We start from the raw sequence: 20,686 nt of genomic DNA, 5'->3' as shown, positions 1-20,686 counted from the left end.
CGCCCCCGGCGGCCCATACTGCTGGGGTGACCACCGCAGACGAGCCCGCAGACGAGCCGGTAGCCGCGACTGTGCACGACGGTGTGGACGACGAGGCCGTGTACGACGTCGTCGTGCTCGCCGGGGGCGCCGCCAGGCGGCTCGGCGGCTCCGACAAGCCGGGAGTACGGATCGGGGGCCGCACCCTCCTCGACCGGGTCCTCGCCGCCTGCCCCGACGCCGGCCGGACCGTCGTCGTCGGCGATCCCCGCCCGACCGCCCGCCCCGTCCGCTGGACCCGGGAGGACCCGCCCGGTCAGGGCCCGGTGGCCGCCCTCGCCGCCGGCGCACGCGAGACCGGAGCGCCCGTCCTCCTCGTCCTCTCCGCCGACCTGCCCTTTCTCGACCGGGACACCGTCCGGCGGCTGCTCGCCGCGCTCGCGGAGACCCCCGACGCCGAGGCCGCCCTCCTCACCGACGCCGAGGGCCGGGACCAGCCGCTCGTCGCCGCGTACCGGACGCGGCCGCTGGAGCGCGAGCTGTCCGCGCTCACGCACGCCCACCGCGGCCTCGCCCACCTGCCGCTGCGGTACGTCACCGACGGCCTGCGTCTCACCCGGGTCGCCGCCGGGCCGCTCGCCTCCTTCGACTGCGACACCTGGGAGGACATCGCCGCGGCCCGGGCCCGCATCAGGGAGCATGGGGCTGTGCTGGACGAATGGATCACCGCAGTCAAGGACGAACTGGGCATCGAGCTGGACGTCGACACCGGCGTGCTGCTCGACCTCGCCCGCGACGCCGCCCACGGAGTGGCCCGGCCCGCCGCGCCCCTGACCACCTTCCTGGTCGGATACGCGGCGGCGCGCGCGGGCGCCGCGGGGGGCCCGGAGGCGGTCGCCGAGGCGGCCCGGAAGGCCTCGGAGCTCGCCAAGCGCTGGGCCGCCGAGCAGGACGAGGCCGGATGACCCTCCAGGAGACCGCCCCCGTGGCCCCCGACACCGCCCCCCGCTCGGGGCCCGTAGAGCCGCCGCACCGCGCCACCGCCTGGCCCGAGGCGCGCTCCCGCGCCGCCCGGGCCGGGGCCGAGGCCCACGCCGCACGGAAGGGCCGCGAGCCGCTGGGCCTGCCGCTCGGCGCCGCGCTCGGCCGGGTCCTCGCCGGGCCGCTCACGGCCCTCACCGACCTGCCCTCGTTCGACACCTCCGCCATGGACGGCTGGGCCGTCGCGGGGGAGGGGCCCTGGACGGTACGGGAGGAGGGCGCCGTCCTCGCGGGCCACGCGCCCGCCGCCGCCCTGACCGAGGGCGAGGCCGTACGGATCGCCACGGGCGCCCGGGTCCCCCCGGGGGCCACCGCCGTCGTCCGTACGGAACACTCCAGGACCGAACTCTCCCCGGCACCGCCGCTGCTGCACGCCCTGCGCGAGGTGCGGCACCGGCAGGACATCCGTCCCCGGGGCCAGGAGTGCCGTGCCGGGGACGCGCTGCTCCCCGCCGGAACCTCCGTCACCCCCGCCGTCCTCGGCCTCGCCGCCGCCGCCGGATACGACACGCTCCCCGTCCGGCCGCGCCCCCGCGTGGAGGTCCTCGTCCTCGGTGACGAGCTGCTCGCGGCCGGGCTGCCCCACGAGGGCCTCATCCGTGACGCGCTCGGCCCGATGCTCGGCCCCTGGTGCGAGGCGCTCGGCACCGAGCCCGTCACCACCCGCCGGATCGGTGACGACGCCGAGGAGCTGTACGCGGCCGTCGCCGGCTCCACCGCCGACCTGCTGATCACGACCGGCGGGACCGCGGCCGGGCCCGTGGACCACCTGCACCGCGTGCTCGACGCGGCGGGCGCCACCCTCCTCGTCGACGGCGTGAAGGTCCGCCCCGGCCACCCGATGCTCCTCGCCCGCCTCACGGGACCGGACGGCGCCGTCCGCCACCTCGTCGGGCTCCCCGGCAACCCGCTCGCGGCGGTCTCCGGGCTCCTCACGCTCGCCGAGCCGCTGCTCGCGGCCCTCCGGGGGACCCGTCACGCAACCGACGTAACCGGCGAGGCCCGTCACGTACCCGCCGGGGACGAGATCCAGGGGCACCCCCACGACACCCGGCTCGTCCCGGTCGTCCTCCGCGCCGGACAGGCCGTCCCGCTGCACTACAACGGACCCGCCATGCTCCGGGGCATCGCCGCCGCGGACGGCCTCGCCGTCGTCCCGCCGCACGGCGCCCGCACGGGCCGGCCACTGGAGATCCTCGGTCTCCCCTGGACGACCGCACGGACGACCACACGGCCAACCGGTCCGGCTGCCCAAGGAGCGTGTTTCACGTGAAACTTCCCAGTCGTGACGTCATGGCCCGCCAGGCCGACGAGAAGGTCGTGGGTCCCCAGATCCGGCTGCCCCGCCGCGTCATCGAGAAGCCGCTGCGCCAGGTCGGCAAGCGGCTGCTCATGGCGATGGGTGTGCTGATCCTGACGGTGCTCATCGTCTACGCCGACCGCGCGGGCTATCACGACAACGCCAACGAGACGCTCGACTTCCTCGACTGCGTCTACTACGCGACCGTGACGCTCTCCACCACCGGGTACGGCGACATCGTCCCGTACAGCGACTCGGCGCGGCTCGCCAACGTCCTGCTGGTCACGCCCCTGCGCGTGCTGTTCCTGATCATCCTGGTCGGCACCACTCTCGAGGTCCTCACGGAGCGGACCCGGGAGGAGTTCCGGCTGAACCGCTGGAGGTCCACCTTGCGCGACCACACCGTCATCGTCGGCTTCGGTACGAAGGGCCGGTCCGCGATCCAGACGCTCTGCGCGACCGGTCTCCGCAAGGACCAGATCGTCGTCGTCGACCCTTCCGGCAAGGTCATCGAGAGCGCGAACGCGAACGGCTTCGTCGGGGTCATCGGCGACGCCACCCGCAGCGACGTCCTGCTCCGCGCCGAGGTCCAGAGGGCCCGTCAGATCGTCATCGCCACCCAGCGCGACGACACGGCCGTCCTGGTCACCCTGACGGCCCGCCAGCTCAACCGGGGCGCGAAGATCGTTGCCGCGGTCCGCGAGGAGGAGAACGCGCCGCTGCTGCGCCAGTCCGGCGCGGACGCGGTCATCACCAGCGCCAGCGCCGCCGGCCGGCTCCTCGGCCTCTCCGTCCTGAGTCCCAGCGCGGGCACGGTGATGGAGGACCTCATCCAGCAGGGCTCCGGGCTCGACCTCGTCGAGCGCCCGGTGATCAAGAGCGAGGTCGGCAAGAGCGTGCGGGAGACCGAGGACCTGGTGGTGAGCGTGCTGCGCGGCCACCGGCTGCTCGGTTACGACGATCCGGGCGTCGGCCCGCTCCAGCCCACCGACCGGGTGATCACCATCGTGCGCGCCGCGCCGGTGGCGCCGCTCTCCGCACCGCAGGAAGACTGAGCGAACGGCGGTCACCGGAGTAGCCTCGCGGCCATGTACGCGATCACGATTCCGGAACCCGGTGGCCCCGAGTCGCTCGTGTGGACCGAGGTCCCCGAGCCCGTGCCCGGCGAGGGCGAGGTGCTCGTCGAGGTGGTGGCGAGTGCCGTCAACCGCGCCGACCTGCTCCAGCGCCAGGGCTTCTACGACCCGCCGCCGGGCACGTCCCCGTATCCCGGCCTCGAATGCTCCGGGCGGATCGCCGCCCTCGGCCCCGGGGTGTCGGGCTGGTCCGTCGGCGACGAGGTGTGCGCGCTGCTCGTCGGCGGCGGTTACGCCGAGAAGGTCGTCGTCCCGGTCGGCCAGCTCCTGCCGGTGCCGGAGGGCGTCGACCTGGTGACGGCCGCCGGGCTCCCCGAGGTGGCCTGCACCGTCTGGTCCAACATCTTCATGATCGCCCACCTGCGGCCCGGCGAGACACTGCTCGTGCACGGCGGGTCGAGCGGGATCGGCACGATGGCGATCCAGCTGGCGAAGGCGGTCGGGGCCCGGGTCGTGGTCACGGCCGGCAGCCCCGCGAAGCTCGCCCGCTGCGCGGAGCTGGGCGCGGACGTCCTCATCGACTACCGCGAGCAGGACTTCGTCGCCGAGCTGCACAAGGCGACCGACGGGGCCGGGGCGGACGTCATCCTCGACATCGTCGGCGCCAAGTACCTGGAGCGGAACATCGAGGCGCTGGCCGTCAACGGCCGCCTGGTGATCATCGGCCTCCAGGGCGGGGTGAAGGCGGAGGTGAACCTCCGGACGCTGCTCGCCAAGCGGGCCGCGGTGATGGCGACGACCCTGCGCACCCGCCCGGAGCACGAGAAGGCGGCGATCGTCGCCGCCGTACGGGAACACGTCTGGCCGCTGATCGGCGCGGGCACGGTCCGCCCGGTCGTCGACCGGACCGTGCCGATGCCGGACGCCGCCGAGGCCCACAGGGCCCTGGAGTCCGGCGACCACGTCGGCAAGGTGCTGCTGCGCGCGCCCGGCGCCTGACCCGTACCCGTACCCGTACCCGTACACAGGCAAGCGAAGGGCCCGGCACAGGAGTTGTGCCGGGCCCTTCCCCGTACCGCCGAGCGGGACCTACAGGTACGGCCCCGAGCGGACCGCGTGGCCGTGGCCGCGGTCGTCGTCGTCATCGTCGTGCGAGGCGCCGGGCGGGAGCGCGCGGCGCATCTGCTCCAACTGGGCGCGGGCCGCCATCTGCTGGGCGAACAGCGCCGTCTGGATCCCGTGGAAGAGGCCTTCGAGCCACCCCACCAACTGGGCCTGGGCGATCCGCAGTTCCGCCTCGGAGGGGATCGCCTCGTCCGTGAACGGCAGGGAGAGCCGCTCCAGTTCCTCGACGAGCTCGGGAGCGAGCCCGTCCTCCAGCTCCTTCACGGAGCTGGCGTGAATGTCCTTGAGCCGGACGCGGCTGGCCTCGTCGAGAGGCGCCGCCCTCACTTCCTCCAGGAGCTGCTTGATCATGCTGCCGATCCGCATGACCTTCGCGGGCTGTTCGACCATTTCCGTCACCGGGACCTCGCGGGGTTCGTCGCCACCCTGAGCGCCGCCGAGCGCCGTTCCGTCCTGTCCCACGATGAGGACCTGGGGGCTCTCCTGCGACCTGTCATTCCTCGGCATCTCCATGCCGCCATTCTCTCGCACACATGCCTCAACAGACGGTGTGCCCCTGTACGAGGATGATCCACCCTCGTACAGGGGCACGGGAAAACAACGAACCGCGCGGGTTCCGGATCCGTCAGGTCGCCTCGCGCCGGGAGAGCGCCCCGCGCGAGCGGGTGACGAGGGCGGCGAGGAGCGCGGCGCCCAGCGGGACGGCGATCAGGAGGCCGCCCAGGGTCTCCCAGGGGATGACGATCGGCGTGTCCGGCGGGCCCGACAGGCCGTTGTCCCAGCCCTGGGCGAGTGCCTGCTCGTAGTAGGCGAGGCGCTCGCGCCCCTCGGTGAGGCGGAGGCCGATCGCGGGGAGGACGCCGGCCGCCGCGCCGAGGACCACGCCCATCGCGGCGACCACACCGCACTGGAAGCCGCTGAGCGTCCGGCGGACCCGGGGCGGGGCACCGACCGCGGCGAGCGTCTTCAGGTCGGCCTCGGCGTCGGCCTGGGCGAGGCCCGTGGCGATACCGGCGGCGCCGATGGTGACGAGCCCGGCGAAGACGGCCAGGGCGATCAGGAAGAGGCCCTTGTCGTTGACGAAGCCCTCCTCCAGGTACAGGTCGACACCGCTGCCGAGCTTGGCGATCTCGGCGTCGAGCTTCTGGCGCTGCTCGCTGTCCGGCATCTGCTCGGTGCTGACGTACGAGCCGAGCGGCGCGGTCCCGAAACCGGCGGCCTTGGCCGTGGCCGGGGTCATCAGCAGCTCGACGCCGTAGGACTTCGGGTCGTCGCCGGGCACCAGGTAGGCCGGGACCGGGGTGACCTTCCCGGGCACGGGCTTGCCCTCCTCGGAGGCCTTCTCGACGGCCGCCATGTCGGTGACCTTCTTGATCCCGACCGTGCCGTCCTTCGCGAGCGGGGACCGCGAGAAGCTGACGACCTTCCCCTCGGCGAGGGCCTTCACGGCACCCGGGTCCTCGATACCGAGGGCCTGGAGGACCTTCGCGTCGCCGACGACGAGGCCGCCGTCGGTGACCTGCCAGCCCTCCGAGGAGTTCCGGCACCGCCAGTCCTCGGCGAGGAGCTTGCGGCGCTGCTCGGGCGAGAACTTCTCCGCGGGGTCGCTGCCGTCGGCCTGGAAGGCGTACAGCGGGCACTCGTTCGCCCGGGGGATCACGACCTCGTACCGGCCGCAGCCCGCCGCGCTGCTCCACGGCTCGCAGCCGGGCTTGCCGACCGCGATCCGCTCGACGTCGGCGCGGACGTCGACCGGGAAGGTGCGCTGGATCGCCTCGCGGACGGCGGGGACGTCCCGGCCGCCCTCCTCCGTGACGAAGGCGGAGACCACCCCGTACGGCAGCCGGGGCGTGTACTCGGCCCGCTGCTGGGCCTCCTCGCTGGCCATGAAGGTGGAGACGGCGACCGTGCCCGCGACGGCGGCGAGGACGGCGGCGACGGCCGGTGCCGTACGTCCCCGGTTGCGGACGGCGTCCCGCAGCGCGAGCCGCGGCGAGAGGGGCAGCCAGCGCCCGGTCCGGCCGAAGAGGCCGACCAGGGCCGGGGTCATCGCCACGATGCCCAGCTCGGCGAGGGCGGAGCCCGCCGCCACGAGCAGGAACTGCTCCGTGACGAGCGAGCCGAAGAGCGCGACGGCGGCGCCCCCGAGGACGGCCACGAGACCGATCACCGGCAGGACCCGGCTGCTGCGGCGGATGCCGCGCCGGCCCGTGAGGGAGGCGAGGACGGTCTGCCGGGAGGCGGTGATCGCCGGGACGATCGCGGCGAGCAGACCGGTCAGGACGGCGAGGAACGCGATGCCGAGGAGTTCGAGCGGCCGGATGTCGAAGGCGCCGAACCGCTGGTTCATCACGTCTTCGAGGACCGGCTGGAGCAGCAGGGTGAGGACCACGGCGAGAACCGTGCCGATGACGGCCGCGGCGACGCCGATGACGAGACCGCCGCTGAGCACGATGGCCCGGATGTGGCTGCGGGTACCGCCGTTGGCCCCGACCAGGCCCAGCTGGCGGCGCGAGCGGCGGGCGCCGACCGCGAACGCGGGACCGGCGAGCAGGCAGATCTCCAGCATCGCCAGGCCGACGACGGTTCCGATGACGGCGAGGGCGTAGGCGTCGGCACCCGAGCTGGTGTCCCAGCTGCCGTAGCTCTCTTTCGCGTACAGCGGGACCTCGGACTTGGCCGGCGGGTCGAGGAGGACGGCCCGCGAGGTCACCGAGACGCCCTTGGTGTTGATCTCCTGGACGTTGTTCCACGTGAAACCACCGGGCTTCTTCACCAGCCACACGGTGGAGAAGCCGGGTGACGGCATGCCCGCCTTCTCGACGGCCTTCGCGTACGGGGCGAGGAAGGCACCCGGCAGCGCGTTGACCTGGTCGGCGGCGAGCGTATCGGGAAGTTCGTAGGAGCCGACGATCCGATACGTACGGTCGAAGTTGCGGGCGGAAAGGGTCGAGCCGACCGACAGACCGCTGCTCTCCAGGAAGTGCGAGGTCGCCATGACCTCGTCGTCCTTCTCCGGGAAACGCCCGTCGAGGAGGGTCGTGATGCCCCGGGCCACCGGGTCGGAGGCCTTCAGCTCACGGACGTCGGCGGTGAGCAGACCGTGCACCGTCGTCAGCTTGGCCGAGCCGGAGCGGTCGGTGAGAACCGTGGAACCCGCCGGGATGGTCTTGGTGACGTCGGTCGGGCCGCTCGGCCACGGCTCGTCCTCGTAGTCCTTCGCCGGGATGTTCATCTCGCCCGGCGGGTCCTGGAAGATCGGGACGCCCTCGACGTCCGCGTCCCGGAAGATCGCGTCGGCCGTGCCCATCGACCGCTCCACCCGCTCGGCGGGGGACAGCTGGGAGCTGCGGTAGGTCAGGTCCAGGCCGCTGACGCCGAGGATGGGCAGGGCGATCATCGCGAGGACGAGCGCGCTGCGGCCCTTGGAACGCCAGGCGTCACGGCGGGCGATGCGGATCGCGGCCCGCCAGGAGTGGAGCCAGGTCTTCACGCCTCCGCCACCTGGCCCGTCAGGAGGGAGTCGGCCTCGCTGCGCACGGTCTGGTCGACGATCGCGCCGTCCCGCAGGAAGACGACCCGGTCCGCCCAGGCGGCGAACCGCGGCTCGTGGGTGACGAGGACACCGGCGGCTCCGGCGTCGCAGCGGGAGCGGAGCAGGGCGAGCACGGACTCGCCGGTCTCGGAGTCGAGGGCGCCGGTCGGCTCGTCGGCGAGCACGAGCCGGCGCTCGCCGACGAGCGCGCGGGCGACGGCCACGCGCTGCTGCTGGCCGCCGGACATCTCGTCGGGGAAGCGGTCGGCGAGGTGGCCGAGCCCCATCTCCTCCAGGGCGGCCAGGGCCTCGCCGCGCGCCTTGCGGGTGGAGACGCCGTCCAGCTCGCGGGGGAGGGCCACGTTCTCGGCGGCGGTGAGCGCCGGGATGAGGTTGTAGTCCTGGAAGACGTACCCGATGCTGCGGCGGCGCAGCGCGGCGAGCTGCTTGACGGTCGCGGTGGTGATGTCGGTGTCCTCGACGATCACCCGGCCCGAGCTCGGGGTGTCCAGACCGCCCGCGATGGTGAGCAGCGTGGACTTGCCGGAGCCGGACGGGCCCATGACGGCGACGAGCTCGCCGGGGTACACGGCGAGGTCGATCCCGCGCAGGGCGTGGACCTCGGTGGCGCCGGAGCCGTGGACACGGGTCAGGTTCTGGAGTTGCAGCACGGGCTGCTGTGCGGACATGAGGGGTCCCCCTTGGGCGTACGCGGCGGGTCGGCCGGTACGGATCGAGCGGTCGGAGCGGTCGAGTGTGTGGGTGCGATCAGCGCGCCGCACGGCTGCCGGTGGTCTCGGGAGTCACCGGGGCCGGGGCCGACGTCGGCGCGGCCGGGCCGTTCGGCGCCGTCGTCGACAGGCGGATCAGCCGGGACTCGCAGTGGTCGAGCCACCGCGCCTCGGCCTCCGTCTGGAAGATCAGCTGTTCCAGGACGAGCAGCCAGGCCACGTCGTCGCGTTCCCGCGAACCCCCGCCCTCGACGGCGGCGAGCGCCTGGGCCTTGAGGCGGGTGTAGTCCTGCATGGCCTTGACGGTGTGCCGCCGCTGGGACTGGATGACGTCGCGGATGTCGACGCAGGGCGCGCCCACGGCCATGGCGAGCTTGATGGCCAGCTCGTCTCGGGCCGGGCTGGTGCGGTCCACCGGTTTCTCGAACCAGCTCCTGAGCTCGGCGAGACCGGCGTCGGTGATCGTGTAGAGCGCGTGCCCGGCCTCGTCCTGGCCGCCCTGGGCGACCATCCCGTCGCGCTCCAGACGGTTCAGGGTCGTGTAGACCTGCCCGACGTTGAGCGGCCAGGTGGAGCCGGTGCGGGACTCGAACTCCGTACGGAGCTGGGAGCCGTACCGAGGCCCGCGTTCGAGGAGGGCGAGAAGCCCGTGACGGATCGACATACTCAGTATGTATACCGAGTATGCCGACGCGGACAACCGTCCTGAGTCGGAAGGGGAAGGTCCGTCTCAAGGGGGACGGAGCCGGGCCGGACGGCTCAGCGGCGGCGCATGCGGAGCCCGAGGAAGCCGATGCCGAGGCCCATCAGGGCCAGCCCCACACCCAGGGTGAGGACGGGAATCCGCTGGTCGGCGAAGGTGGGCGCGGCCTCGGCGGCCATGCCGGGGGCGGCGGCGGGCGGGCTCGGGGGCAGGGTCGAGGGCGCTGCACCGTCGAGGGCGGCGTCCTCCTCACGTACCGCCTCGGCCTCCTCCAGGATCCCGTGCGGCCGGGATTCTGTTGCCGTCCTGGTACGTGCGGACGCGGGCGACGGGGTGGTGTCGCCCGGTGTCGCGGCGGGCGTCTCGGGCCGCCCGGGGCGCGGCCGGCCCTCCGCGGCGGGGCGGCCGGCGAGGGAGGCGGAGCCGCTGGGAGTGGGGGCGTCGGTGGGCGGGACGGTGCTCGGCACGGCGGAGGAGGGGGACGGGGAGGCGGAGCCGGAGCCGGAGGGCGAGCCGCTGCCGCTGGGCGCGGGGGCGCCGGTCGTCGTGCCCTTGGGGCGGCCGGGTGTGGCCGAGGCCGGGGGAGCGGTGGTGGCGGGCGGCGTCGTGGCGGGGGCCGGGGGCGTCGTCGCGGGCGGTGGCGTGGTCCCCGGGGGGCGGGTGGACGGACGCGTGGACCCGGTGGGCCGCGGGGAGGGCTTGTCCGGCTTCGGGGGAGCGGTCGTGGCGGGCGGCGGGGCCGGAGGCGCGGACGGCTGGGCGGGCGGCTGCACGGCCGCGAGGGTGGTCGGCGCGTTCGCGTGCGTACCGGCCGCGGCGGCCGAGGGCGACTGTGCGGTGGCCGCCGCGCTCGCGGCGGGTGCGGCCCCGAGGGCGGCCGCGCAGGCGAACGTGCAGGCGAGCGCGGGGCCGAGAGTCCGCGCCCGTGCCCTTCGCAGTGCTGGAGTCACCGGGGGACCCCCTCCCGTGCCGAGCCGCCGAGGTGTCGACTCAGCGTCACATGTCGGGACAATTCCGGCATCCGGGCGGGAGGGGGAAGCCCGGGTCGGTCTACTGCGGCGGGTTGCCCGTCGAGATCTTGAGGGTGAACTCGGCGTCCGCGTCGGTGATGTCCTGACCGGCCGGCGGGTACTGCTCCAGGACCGTGCCGTCGCCGTACGTCGACTCGTCCACCGGGGTCTGGGTCATGATCTTCCACCCGGCCGCGCGGACGCAGTCCTTCACCGACTGGATGTTCTTGTAGGTGAAGTTCGGGACCTCGAACTTCTCCGGGTCGTCACTCGACTCCGAAGGCTCCGTGCACTTCTTCACGTCGATGGTCTTGGTCAGGTCCGGACCCTTGTACCCGGGGGCCGCGGTCGGGTCCGCGGGCTGGCTCGAGCCGCCCGTGGGGCCGGCGCTCGTGCCGCCGTCGCCATTCGCGTTGGGGTTCGGGTCGTCCTGCTGGGTGAGCGCCACGACCAGGCCGCCGATCGCGAGCAGGGCGACGACGATCGCGCCGACGAGCACCGGGGTGTTCCGCCGGGAGCCGCCGCCGGTCTGCGCGGGCAGCGAGGCGGGGGTGTGCATCGGCGCGGGCGTGTGGACCGGCGGGGGCGTGTGGACCGGGGGCTGCTGGGCGTACGGCGAAGGGGTCGGCGCGGACGGGAAGCCGGGCGCCTGCTGGTTCTGCGGGTAGCCGTAGGCCGGGCCGGGCGCCGGCGTCGCGGGCCCGTACGGGCCGGGCTGCGGGGTCGGCGGGAGGTACGGCTGCTGCACCCCGCCGTGCTGCGGACCGGGCTGGGGCGTCGGCGGCGGGGTCTGGCCGACCGGCGGGAAGACCGCCGAGCCGACGCCCGCGCCGCTGCTGACCGGACCGCCCTGGACGATCATCGGGGCGGCCGTCTGACCGGCCGCGAGGACCCGCAGGCACTCGTCGCGCATGGCGGCGGCGCTCGGGAACCGCTCGTTCGGGTTCTTCCGCAGGGCGCGCGCGACGAGCGCGTCCATCGCCGGCGTCACGGCCCGGTTGACGGAGGACGGGGCGACCGGCTCCTCCTGCACGTGCGCGTAGGCGATGGCGAGCGCCGAGTCGGCGTCGAAGGGGAGACGGCCCGTCAGCAGCTGGAACAGCATGATGCCGACCGAATAAAGGTCGGAGCGGGCGTCCACCGCGCGGCCCAGGGCCTGCTCGGGGGAGAGGTACTGAGGGGTGCCGACGACCATGCCGGTCTGCGTCATCGACGTGACCCCGGACTGCATGGCCCGCGCGATGCCGAAGTCCATGACCTTGACCACGCCGCGCTTGGTCGTCATCACGTTGCCCGGCTTGATGTCCCGGTGGACCAGGCCCATCTCGTGGCTGACTTCCAGGGCGGCGAGCACGTCGGCCGTGACCTTGAGCGCCTTGTCGGCGGGCATCGCCCCGTACTGCCGGACGTCGGCGGCGAGGACCGAGCCGAGCGGCTGCCCCTCGACGTACTCCATGACGATGTACGGCATGACGGCGCCGTCGAGGGTGTCCTCGCCGGTGTCGAAGACGGAGACGATGTTGGTGTGGGACAGCTTCGCGACGGCCTGCGCCTCGCGGCGGAACCGCTCGCGGAAGGACTGCTCGCGGCCGAGCTCGGTGTGGAGCGTCTTGATCGCGACCTGGCGGTCGAGGGCGGAGTCGTAGGCCAGGTACACCGACGCCATGCCGCCCTCGCCGAGGAGGTCGCGCAGCTGGTACCGGCCGCCCGCTACCGAACCGCCCGCATAGCGGCCCTGTGCGCCGTCCTGGCTCATCTGTGCTTCCCCCTACGCGCGCGTGGCGGCGTCGAATTCCGGAATTTCCTGGCCAAGTCTGCCCCAGGGCCCGGACACGTCAAGCCGCGTGCCCGTTCCGTGACCGTCCGTACGGGCCGTGTCCGCGAGCCGTTCCCGACGTGTCCGGGGAAACCGGCGGAATTTGCACAGGTGTATGGGGACGGGGTTGGATGGCCGGTCAATCGCGGACCGTGATGTCGTACAGAGCCTGTAGCGTGACGACTGGACACGGCACGACAGACGACGGCGAGGACTGATGGCACCCGAATCCGAAGCAGGTGGCGGTGTGCCGGAATCCGGCGGGGAGTGGGGCGTCGGTGGCGTCGTCGGCGACGGCCGTTACCGCCTGACGCACCGTCTGGGCCGCGGCGGCATGGCCGAGGTCTTCGCCGCCGAGGACGTCCGCCTCGGACGCACGGTCGCGGTGAAGCTGCTGCGCTCCGACCTCGCCGAGGACCCGGTCTCCAAGGCCCGCTTCACGCGCGAGGCGCAGTCGGTCGCCGGCCTCAACCACCACGCGATCGTCGCCGTGTACGACTCGGGCGAGGACATCGTCGCCGGCCGTCCCGTGCCGTACATCGTGATGGAGCTGGTCGAGGGCCGCACCATCCGCGACCTGCTGATCAGCGCCGACGCGCCCGGTCCCGAGCAGGCGCTCATCATCGTCTCCGGCGTCCTGGAGGCGCTGGCGTACTCGCACCAGCACGGCATCGTGCACCGCGACATCAAGCCGGCGAACGTGATCATCACGCACAGCGGCGCGGTCAAGGTGATGGACTTCGGCATCGCCCGTGCCCTGCACGGCGCGCAGTCGACGATGACCCAGACCGGCATGGTCATGGGCACGCCGCAGTACCTCTCGCCCGAGCAGGCGCTCGGCAAGGCCGTCGACCACCGCTCCGACCTGTACGCGACGGGCTGTCTGCTCTACGAGCTGCTCGCGCTGCGGCCCCCCTTCACCGGTGAGACGCCGCTCTCCGTCGTCTACCAGCACGTGCAGGACGCGCCGGTCCCGCCGTCCGAGGTCGCGCCGGGCGTGCCGCCGGAGCTCGACGGCCTGGTGATGCGCTCCCTCGCGAAGGACCCGGACGACCGGTTCCAGAGCGCGGAGGAGATGCGCGGGCTCGTCCAGTACGGCCTCCAGATGCTCCAGCAGGTCGGCGGTCACACGGGCGCGTGGAACACCGGACCGGTCGCCCTGCACGACGGCGGGCACACTCCGGTCGGCGGCATGGCCGCGACGTCCCCGATGGGCCACCCGATGCACGGCGAGACCGCGCAGGGCCCGATCCTCCCGCCGATGAACCCGCACGACGGGGCCGCCGCCGGCTACGGCGGGTACGACGGCGGGACGGGCGGCAACGGCGGCTACGGCCAGGACGGCGCCTACGGCCCGCAGGACGGTGGCAGGGGCGGCCGCGGCAAGGTGGTCCTCTTCGTGGCGCTCGCGCTGGTCGCGGTCGTCGCGGGTGTCGTCTTCGCCCTCGACAAGGCGGGCAACGACAACGGGAACAACAACCCGCCGGTGACGCCGACGGTCAGCGACTCGCCGTCGACGTCCGCCTCCGAGGAGACCTCGACGCCGTCGGAGGAGCCGACCCAGGAGCCGACGCGCGGCGAGACGGGCAGCTCGGACGGCGGTCAGACGCAGGCTCCGTGGACGCCGCCGCCGACGACGCAGGCGCCGACGACCCAGCCGCCGACGACCGAGGCACCGACCGAGGAGCCGACGACGGCACCGCCGACGACGGATACCCCGACGACGGCGCCGCCGACGACGGATACCCCGACCGAGGAGCCGACCACCGAGCCGCCGGTCGACCCGACCGAGGAGACCACCGGCGGCAGCGGCGAGCCGGGTGGCGAGCCGACCACGGAGGACCCGCCGGCGGGCGGCTGATCCGCGGAGTCCCGGGAGAAGACGCAGGTCAGCCCGCGAAAGCGTCGCGGACCGCCTCGTACTGCCGGGTCCACCAGACCGCCAGGGCCGACACCGCGGGAAACTGCGGGTCGGCCCTTCGGTCGTGCAGCTGGTACCGCCAGCGCAGCGTCCAGAAGTCGTTGAGCCGCTCCCACCAGACGCGGTGCGCCGCCGCGGCCAGCTCGCCGCCGTTCGCGCCCGTCGCCCGCCGGTACGCGCGCGCGTACGGCCGTACCTTCTCCAGGGCCAGCTCGCCCCCGGGCCGTACGAAGAAGATGGCGGCCGCCCTGACCGCCTCCTCGGCGCGGGGGCGCACCCCGAGGCGGTCCCAGTCGACGATCGCGACGGGCTTCGCGCCCTGGTAGAGCAGGTTGAACGGGTGGAAGTCGCCGTGCACCCAGCCGGAGGACGCGGCCGGCGGCGGCCGGTGGTGGGCGTGCTGGGCGAGGAGCCGGCGCCGTTCCCTGAGCCGGTGCTCGGCGAGCGCGTCGAAGCTGTCGTGGGGGCGGTGGGCGCGGGCGAGGCGGATGAGCTCCTCGATGGCCTCGAAGGTGTCCTCGGGGCGGGCGCTCGGGTGGTCGTCGCCGGGCGGCGGGGACTCCATGACCCGCTCCAGGCAGGTGTGGACGTGCCCGAGGAGCGCGCCGAGGCGGCGGGAGCAGCCGGCGGAGAGCTGGGCGCCGTCGCGGTGGCGGCCGTCGATCCAGGGGTGCAGGGCGTAGCAGAGGCCGTCGACGACCGCGACCGTACGGCCCCGGTTGTCGGCGAGGGGCGGGGCCACGGGCAGGCCGAGGGCGTGCAGGCGCTGGGTGGCGCGGTGCTGGCGGGTGATGGTGGCGCGGTCGGCGGTGGGGGCGTCGAGGTGCTGTTTGAGGAAGTACGAGCCGCGTGTGGTCGCGAGGCGGTAGCCCCGGTTGAGCAGGCCCTGCGTGACGGGTTCGCAGGAGAGGGGCTCGCCCGCCGCCCGGTAGCGGCTCAGGAGTAAACCGACGGGCGGGGCGAGGGTTGCAGATGAGCGCGGCACCCCGCAGATGTTAGATCACGCTACGTGGGGGAGGTGTCGCTCCACGGAATGGAGTTCGGTGGAAGTGAGTTCGGAGCCGCGCACGCCGGGGAGCTCGGCGGGCCGGGCGGGGACGTCCGACGAGTAGTCCAGCTCGTGCACGGTCACGAACTGCGGTTCGATCCGCAGGTAGACCGCCACGAACGGCTCGTCGTCCACGGTCCGGGGCTCGGGCCCGAAGGCGGCGAGCTCCGCCTCGGTCGGCTCGACGATCTCGGCGGTGCCGGTGAACTGCACCGACCAGATCCGCCCGGCACCGGAGCTGAAGTTGTCCGCTCCGTAGGCCACGACACTGCCGTTGCACGCCCGGTGGTAGCCGAGGCCTCTGTGCATCCGGATCACGACTCGTCCGTCGGACACGACATGCCGGGCGGGGGCGACGAAAGGCATGGCACGCATGCTCGTCGCCACCCGGCCGTACGACACTCGGCCGAGCAATTCGATGGCGCGGATCTCGTCGGCGCTGATCTCATCGGTGGACATGGCTACCACTCTCCGCCACCGGCAATGTGTCGGGAAAGGGGCCCCTGCCCCGGTTTTCCGGGGACGTAGGTCCCTAATCCGGGTTATCGGCCCGGACAGGGCCAATCGGGTGAGTCCGGGTGAGTCCGCAGATGACGACGGGCCGGAGCGGTCTCCCGCCCCGGCCCGGAGAACGGTCTCAGTGACGCTCGGCCTGGAGCCGGGCCACGTACGCCGCGGCCTGCGAGCGCCGCTCCATGCCCAGCTTCGACAGCAGGCTGGAGACGTAGTTCTTGATGGTCTTCTCCGCAAGGTGGAGCCGCTCGCCGATGACCCGGTTGGTCAGGCCCTCGCCGATCAGGTCCAGGATCTTGCGTTCCTGCTCGGTCAGGTTGGCGAGCTTGTCGTCACCCTTGGGGTTGTTGCCGTCGCGCAGCCGCTCCAGGACGCGCGCCGTGGCCACCGGGTCGAGCAGCGACTTGCCGGCCGCCACGTCGCGGACGGCGTTGAGCAGCTCGTTGCCGCGGATCGCCTTGAGGACGTACCCCGAGGCCCCGGCCATGATCGCGTCGAAGAGCGCCTCGTCGTCGGCGTACGAGGTCAGCATCAGGCACTTGATCGACTCGTCCTGCGAGCGGATCTCGCGGCACACCTCCACCCCGCTGCCGTCCGGCAGCCGCACGTCGAGCACGGCGACGTCGGGGCGGGTCGCGGGGATCCTGACCAGCGCGTCCGCCGCCGTCCCGGCCTCGCCGACCACCTCGATGTCGTCTTCCACGGAGAGCAGCTCGTGGACGCCGCGCCGGACGACTTCGTGGTCGTCCAGCAGAAATACCCGGATTTTTCCTTCTTCGCGCACGCAGCCAGTCTCACATATTGGCTCTTCCCGCGCCCGGGGTGCGCGGGATAACGTGCCGGATGTTCCGACGGCCCGCCCGGCCGTTGCCGACGCGCTGACCAGCCGCTGTTCCCGCTTTTCTCGATTTACTTGGAAATCCAAGCAAAATCGCAGGTCAAGTGGGGTTTCGCGGGAATGCCGCGCTGTGGGTAACGTGCCTATGACAGGGCGCTCGCCGGGGCACCTGTCACGCCTGACCCCGGCCGCGTCGCACCCACCCCGTGCGAAGGGTACGGACAAGGCGGAGAGCCGCACTGGCTTACCGGCGAACCCGGAGGCCGGACCGACGGAGGAGCACGCACGTGACCGTGGAGAGCACTGCTGCCGCGCGCAAGACGACGCGACGCAGCAGCGGCACCAAGCGCACCGCAAGCGCGAGCACCAGCACCACCAAGAAGACGAGCGCGCGCGCCGAGGCGGACGCCCTTGAGCCCGAGCTCGTCCAGCTGCTGACGCCCGAGGGAGAGCGCGTCCAGCACCCCGACTACGACATCGACCTGAGCGCCGAGGAACTGCGCGGTCTCTACCGCGACATGGTCCTCACGCGCCGCTTCGACGCCGAGGCGACCTCGCTCCAGCGCCAGGGCGAACTGGGCCTGTGGGCCTCGCTGCTGGGCCAGGAGGCCGCGCAGATCGGGTCCGGTCGCGCGCTGCGCGACGACGACTACGTCTTCCCGACCTACCGCGAGCACGGCGTGGCCTGGTGCCGTGGGGTCGACCCGACGAACCTGCTGGGAATGTTCCGCGGTGTGAACCACGGCGGGTGGGATCCCCACACCAACAATTTCCACCTGTACACGATCGTCCTCGGCTCGCAGACCCTGCACGCCACCGGCTACGCCATGGGCATCGCCAAGGACGGCGCGGACTCCGCCGTGCTCGCCTACTTCGGCGACGGCGCCTCCAGCCAGGGCGACGTGAACGAGTCGTTCGTCTTCTCCGCGGTCTACAACGCCCCGGTCGTCTTCTTCTGCCAGAACAACCAGTGGGCGATCTCCGAGCCCATCGAGAAGCAGACCCGCGTCCCGCTCTACCAGCGCGCCCGCGGCTTCGGCTTCCCCGGCGTCCGCGTGGACGGCAACGACGTCCTCGCCTGCCTGGCCGTGACCCGCTCCGCCCTGGAGCGCGCCCGCCGCGGCGAGGGCCCGACGCTCATCGAGGCGTTCACCTACCGCATGGCCGCCCACACCACCTCCGACGACCCGACGCGCTACCGCCGCGACGCGGAGCGCGAGGAGTGGGAGGCGAAGGACCCGATCGCGCGCCTCAAGGCGTACCTGGAGAACGAGGGCCACGCCGACGCGGCCTTCTTCGAGGCGCTGGAGGCGGAGAGCGAGACGCTCGGCAAGCAGGTCCGCGAGGTCGTGCGCGCCATGCCCGTCCCGGAGCACATGGCGATCTTCGACCACACGTACGCGGACGGGCACGCGCTCGTCGACGAGGAGCGCGCGCAGTTCGCCGCCTACGAGGCGTCCTTCGCGAACGGAGAGGCCGAGTAATCATGGCTGTTCAGAAGCTTCCCCTCGCGAAGGCCCTCAACGAGTCGCTGCGCCACGCCCTGGAGAACGACCCGAAGGTCGTCATCATGGGCCTCGACGTCGGCAAGCTCGGCGGCGTCTTCCGCATCACCGACGGCCTCCAGAAGGACTTCGGCGAGGACCGGGTCATCGACACCCCGCTCGCCGAGTCCGGCATCGTCGGCACCGCGATCGGCCTCGCGCTGCGCGGCTACCGGCCCGTCGTGGAGATCCAGTTCGACGGCTTCGTCTTCCCGGCGTACGACCAGATCGTCACCCAGCTGGCGAAGATCCACGCCCGGTCGCTCGGCACCGTGAAGATGCCGGTCGTCATCCGCATCCCGTACGGCGGCGGCATCGGCGCCGTCGAGCACCACTCCGAGTCCCCCGAGTCGCTCTTCGCGCACGTCGCGGGCCTCAAGGTGGTCACCCCGGCGAACTCCTCCGACGCCTACTGGATGCTCCAGCAGGCGATCCAGAGCGACGACCCGGTCATCTTCTTCGAGCCCAAGCGCCGCTACTGGGACAAGGGCGAGGTCGACACCGAGGCCATCCCGGGCGAGCTGCACAAGGCCCGTGTCGCCCGCGAGGGCACGGACCTCACCCTCGTCGCCTACGGCCCGATGGTGAAGACCTGCCTGGAGGCGGCCGAGGCCGCCGCCGAGGAGGGCAAGTCGATCGAGGTCGTCGACCTCCGCTCGATCTCCCCGCTCGACTTCGACACCATCCAGGCCTCGGTCGAGAAGACCCGCCGCCTGGTCGTCGTCCACGAGGCCCCGGTGTTCTTCGGCTCCGGCGCGGAGATCGCCGCCCGGATCACCGAGCGCTGCTTCTACCACCTGGAGGCCCCCGTCCTGCGGGTCGGCGGCTACCACGCGCCGTACCCGCCGGCGCGCCTGGAGGAGGAGTACCTGCCGGGTCTGGACCGCGTGCTCGACGCCGTCGACCGCTCGCTGGCGTACTGAGGAGAGCACCGTGACGATCCGCGAATTCAAGATGCCCGACGTGGGCGAGGGCCTCACCGAGGCCGAGATCCTCAAGTGGTACGTCCAGCCCGGTGACACCGTCACCGACGGCCAGGTCGTCATCGAGGTCGAGACGGCCAAGGCGGCCGTCGAGCTGCCGATCCCGTTCGACGGCACGGTCCACGAGCTGCTCTTCCCCGAGGGGACCACGGTCGACGTCGGCCAGGTCATCATCTCGGTGAACGTGGGCGGCGGAGACGCGCCCGTGGCCGCTCCGGCGGCCGTCGCCGCGCCGGCCGCCGCCGCTCCCGCCCCCGCCGCTCCCGTCGTCGAGGAGGCGGAGCCGCAGGGCCGCCAGCCGGTCCTCGTCGGGTACGGCGTGGCCGCCAGCTCCACCAAGCGCCGGCCGCGCAAGGACGTGCCCGCCGTGTCCGCGGCCCCTGCCGCCGCGCCCGTCGCCGCGCCGCCCGTCCCCGCGCCCGCCGTCGTCTCCGTACCGGAGCAGCTCAACGGCCACGGTCCGGCCGTGTCCCGGCCGCTGGCCAAGCCGCCGGTCCGGAAGCTCGCGAAGGACCTCGGCGTCGACCTGGCGTCGGTCACCCCGACCGGCCCGGACGGCGTCATCACCCGCGAGGACGTCCACGCGGCCGCCGCCCCGGCGCCCGCTCCGGTCGTGGAGGCCCCGGCCGCCGTGTCGGCGCCCGTGGCGGCCCCGGTCGCGGCCCCCGCCCCGGTCGCGGCGCCCGCCTTCGCGGCGGACGCGCGGGAGACCCGTGTCCCGATCAAGGGCGTACGGAAGGCCACGGCGGCGGCGATGGTCGGTTCGGCCTTCACCGCCCCGCACGTCACCGAGTTCGTGACCTTCGACATCACGCGCACGATGAAGCTGGTCGAGGAGCTCAAGTCCGACAAGGACATGGCGGGCCTGCGGGTCAACCCGCTCCTCCTCATCGCCAAGGCCGTGCTCGTCGCGGCCAAGCGCAACCCGGAGATCAACGCGGCCTGGGACGAGGCGGCGCAGGAGATCGTCCTCAAGCACTACGTGAACCTGGGCATCGCCGCGGCCACCCCGCGCGGTCTGATCGTGCCGAACATCAAGGACGCGCACGCCCAGACCCTGCCCGAGCTCTCGAAGTCCCTGAGCGAGCTCGTCGCCACCGCCCGCGAGGGCAAGACGACCCCGGCGGCGATGCAGGGCGGCACCTTCACCATCACCAACGTCGGCGTCTTCGGCGTCGACACCGGTACGCCCATCCTGAACCCCGGCGAGTCCGCGATCCTCGCGGTCGGCGCGATCAAGCTCCAGCCGTGGGTCCACAAGGGCAAGGTGAAGCCGCGTCAGGTCACCACGCTCGCGCTCTCCTTCGACCACCGCCTGGTCGACGGCGAGCTCGGCTCCAAGTTCCTCGCGGACATCGCCGCGATCCTGGAGCAGCCGAAGCGGCTCATCACCTGGAGCTGACGCCCCGGCGAAGGCCTTGGCCGATGCCCCGGCTTACGCCGTTTTCGCGTCGTTTCACGTGAAACAGGCGCAGACAGCCCCGTCCGTATCGCGGACGGGGCTGTCTGTTGCACCTCTGTTG

At 73.0% G+C, this 20,686-nt stretch carries 17 protein-coding genes; 8 read left to right on the top strand and 9 right to left on the bottom strand.

Translation table 11 applies throughout. The annotated features are described in order from the left end of the window. Positions 1 to 83 precede the first annotated feature (83 nt). Genes ACFC0Z_RS20230 through ACFC0Z_RS20215 form a run of 4 tightly spaced genes read left to right on the top strand, consistent with a single transcriptional unit; the run spans position 84 to position 4,395 of the window. On the top strand, positions 84 to 944 hold the full coding sequence (locus ACFC0Z_RS20230; RefSeq protein WP_376440310.1) for an NTP transferase domain-containing protein: 861 nt from the start codon (positions 84 to 86) through the stop codon (positions 942 to 944). Continuing rightward, complete coding sequence (locus tag ACFC0Z_RS20225; protein WP_376440308.1) at positions 830 to 2,293, top strand: molybdopterin molybdotransferase MoeA; 1,464 nt, start codon at positions 830 to 832, stop codon at positions 2,291 to 2,293. The genes ACFC0Z_RS20230 and ACFC0Z_RS20225 overlap by 115 nt, the downstream gene beginning before the upstream one ends. A gap of 20 nt (positions 2,294 to 2,313) precedes the next feature. Then, positions 2,314 to 3,375: a potassium channel family protein gene (locus ACFC0Z_RS20220; RefSeq protein ID WP_376440307.1), complete on the top strand. Its 1,062-nt coding sequence runs from the start codon at positions 2,314 to 2,316 to the stop codon at positions 3,373 to 3,375. A 33-nt stretch (positions 3,376 to 3,408) separates the two neighbouring features. Continuing rightward, positions 3,409 to 4,395 carry an NAD(P)H-quinone oxidoreductase gene (locus ACFC0Z_RS20215; protein ID WP_376439611.1) on the top strand — a complete coding sequence of 329 codons (987 nt, stop codon included), beginning with the start codon at positions 3,409 to 3,411 and terminating at the stop codon, positions 4,393 to 4,395. Between the two features lie 90 nt (positions 4,396 to 4,485). Here the strand turns inward: ACFC0Z_RS20215 and ACFC0Z_RS20210 are convergent, their stop codons facing one another. From ACFC0Z_RS20210 to ACFC0Z_RS20185, 6 genes are all read right to left on the bottom strand, one after another. Continuing rightward, positions 4,486 to 5,034, bottom strand: coding sequence for a bacterial proteasome activator family protein (locus ACFC0Z_RS20210; protein WP_376439609.1), 549 nt, complete (start codon positions 5,032 to 5,034; stop codon positions 4,486 to 4,488). Between the two features lie 112 nt (positions 5,035 to 5,146). Continuing rightward, a complete protein-coding gene (locus ACFC0Z_RS20205; RefSeq protein WP_376439606.1) occupies positions 5,147 to 8,014 on the bottom strand; it encodes an FtsX-like permease family protein in 2,868 nt (955 codons plus the stop codon). Beyond that, positions 8,011 to 8,745, bottom strand: coding sequence for an ABC transporter ATP-binding protein (locus ACFC0Z_RS20200; protein ID WP_376439603.1), 735 nt, complete (start codon positions 8,743 to 8,745; stop codon positions 8,011 to 8,013). Before ACFC0Z_RS20200 ends, ACFC0Z_RS20205 begins: the two co-directional genes overlap by 4 nt. A 79-nt stretch (positions 8,746 to 8,824) precedes the next feature. Next, positions 8,825 to 9,451: a PadR family transcriptional regulator gene (locus ACFC0Z_RS20195; protein WP_376439600.1), complete on the bottom strand. Its 627-nt coding sequence runs from the start codon at positions 9,449 to 9,451 to the stop codon at positions 8,825 to 8,827. A 95-nt stretch (positions 9,452 to 9,546) separates the two neighbouring features. Beyond that, positions 9,547 to 10,440: a hypothetical protein gene (locus tag ACFC0Z_RS20190; RefSeq protein ID WP_376439597.1), complete on the bottom strand. Its 894-nt coding sequence runs from the start codon at positions 10,438 to 10,440 to the stop codon at positions 9,547 to 9,549. A 100-nt stretch (positions 10,441 to 10,540) separates the two neighbouring features. Continuing rightward, a complete protein-coding gene (locus ACFC0Z_RS20185; protein WP_376439595.1) occupies positions 10,541 to 12,256 on the bottom strand; it encodes a protein kinase in 1,716 nt (571 codons plus the stop codon). Between the two features lie 277 nt (positions 12,257 to 12,533). Here ACFC0Z_RS20185 and ACFC0Z_RS20180 point away from each other — a divergent pair, with 277 nt between their 5' ends. Then, on the top strand, positions 12,534 to 14,177 hold the full coding sequence (locus ACFC0Z_RS20180; protein WP_376439592.1) for a protein kinase: 1,644 nt from the start codon (positions 12,534 to 12,536) through the stop codon (positions 14,175 to 14,177). Positions 14,178 to 14,205: 28 nt separating this feature from the next. On the opposite strand, the gene ACFC0Z_RS20175 is transcribed toward ACFC0Z_RS20180, so the two are convergent. From ACFC0Z_RS20175 to ACFC0Z_RS20165, 3 genes are all read right to left on the bottom strand, one after another. Continuing rightward, a complete protein-coding gene (locus ACFC0Z_RS20175; protein WP_376439589.1) occupies positions 14,206 to 15,222 on the bottom strand; it encodes a phosphotransferase in 1,017 nt (338 codons plus the stop codon). A 15-nt stretch (positions 15,223 to 15,237) separates the two neighbouring features. After that, positions 15,238 to 15,744 carry a pyridoxamine 5'-phosphate oxidase family protein gene (locus tag ACFC0Z_RS20170; protein ID WP_376439587.1) on the bottom strand — a complete coding sequence of 169 codons (507 nt, stop codon included), beginning with the start codon at positions 15,742 to 15,744 and terminating at the stop codon, positions 15,238 to 15,240. 178 nt (positions 15,745 to 15,922) lie between these two features. Continuing rightward, positions 15,923 to 16,582 (bottom strand): response regulator transcription factor, encoded by a 660-nt coding sequence (locus ACFC0Z_RS20165; RefSeq protein ID WP_360798424.1) that lies wholly within the window; start codon positions 16,580 to 16,582, stop codon positions 15,923 to 15,925. A 341-nt stretch (positions 16,583 to 16,923) separates the two neighbouring features. Here ACFC0Z_RS20165 and pdhA point away from each other — a divergent pair, with 341 nt between their 5' ends. Genes pdhA through ACFC0Z_RS20150 form a run of 3 tightly spaced genes read left to right on the top strand, consistent with a single transcriptional unit; the run spans position 16,924 to position 20,565 of the window. Continuing rightward, positions 16,924 to 18,120 carry a pyruvate dehydrogenase (acetyl-transferring) E1 component subunit alpha gene (gene pdhA, locus ACFC0Z_RS20160; RefSeq protein ID WP_376439585.1) on the top strand — a complete coding sequence of 399 codons (1,197 nt, stop codon included), beginning with the start codon at positions 16,924 to 16,926 and terminating at the stop codon, positions 18,118 to 18,120. 2 nt (positions 18,121 to 18,122) lie between these two features. Further along, positions 18,123 to 19,103, top strand: coding sequence for an alpha-ketoacid dehydrogenase subunit beta (locus ACFC0Z_RS20155; RefSeq protein WP_376439584.1), 981 nt, complete (start codon positions 18,123 to 18,125; stop codon positions 19,101 to 19,103). Between the two features lie 31 nt (positions 19,104 to 19,134). After that, positions 19,135 to 20,565 carry a dihydrolipoamide acetyltransferase family protein gene (locus tag ACFC0Z_RS20150; protein WP_376440304.1) on the top strand — a complete coding sequence of 477 codons (1,431 nt, stop codon included), beginning with the start codon at positions 19,135 to 19,137 and terminating at the stop codon, positions 20,563 to 20,565. Positions 20,566 to 20,686 lie beyond the last annotated feature (121 nt).

The organism is Streptomyces sp. NPDC056144, from assembly GCF_042264145.1.
GTDB lineage: Bacteria > Actinomycetota > Actinomycetes > Streptomycetales > Streptomycetaceae > Streptomyces.
Note: the sequence above shows the minus strand (reverse complement) of the source record. Positions and strands in the feature narration are given on the sequence as shown.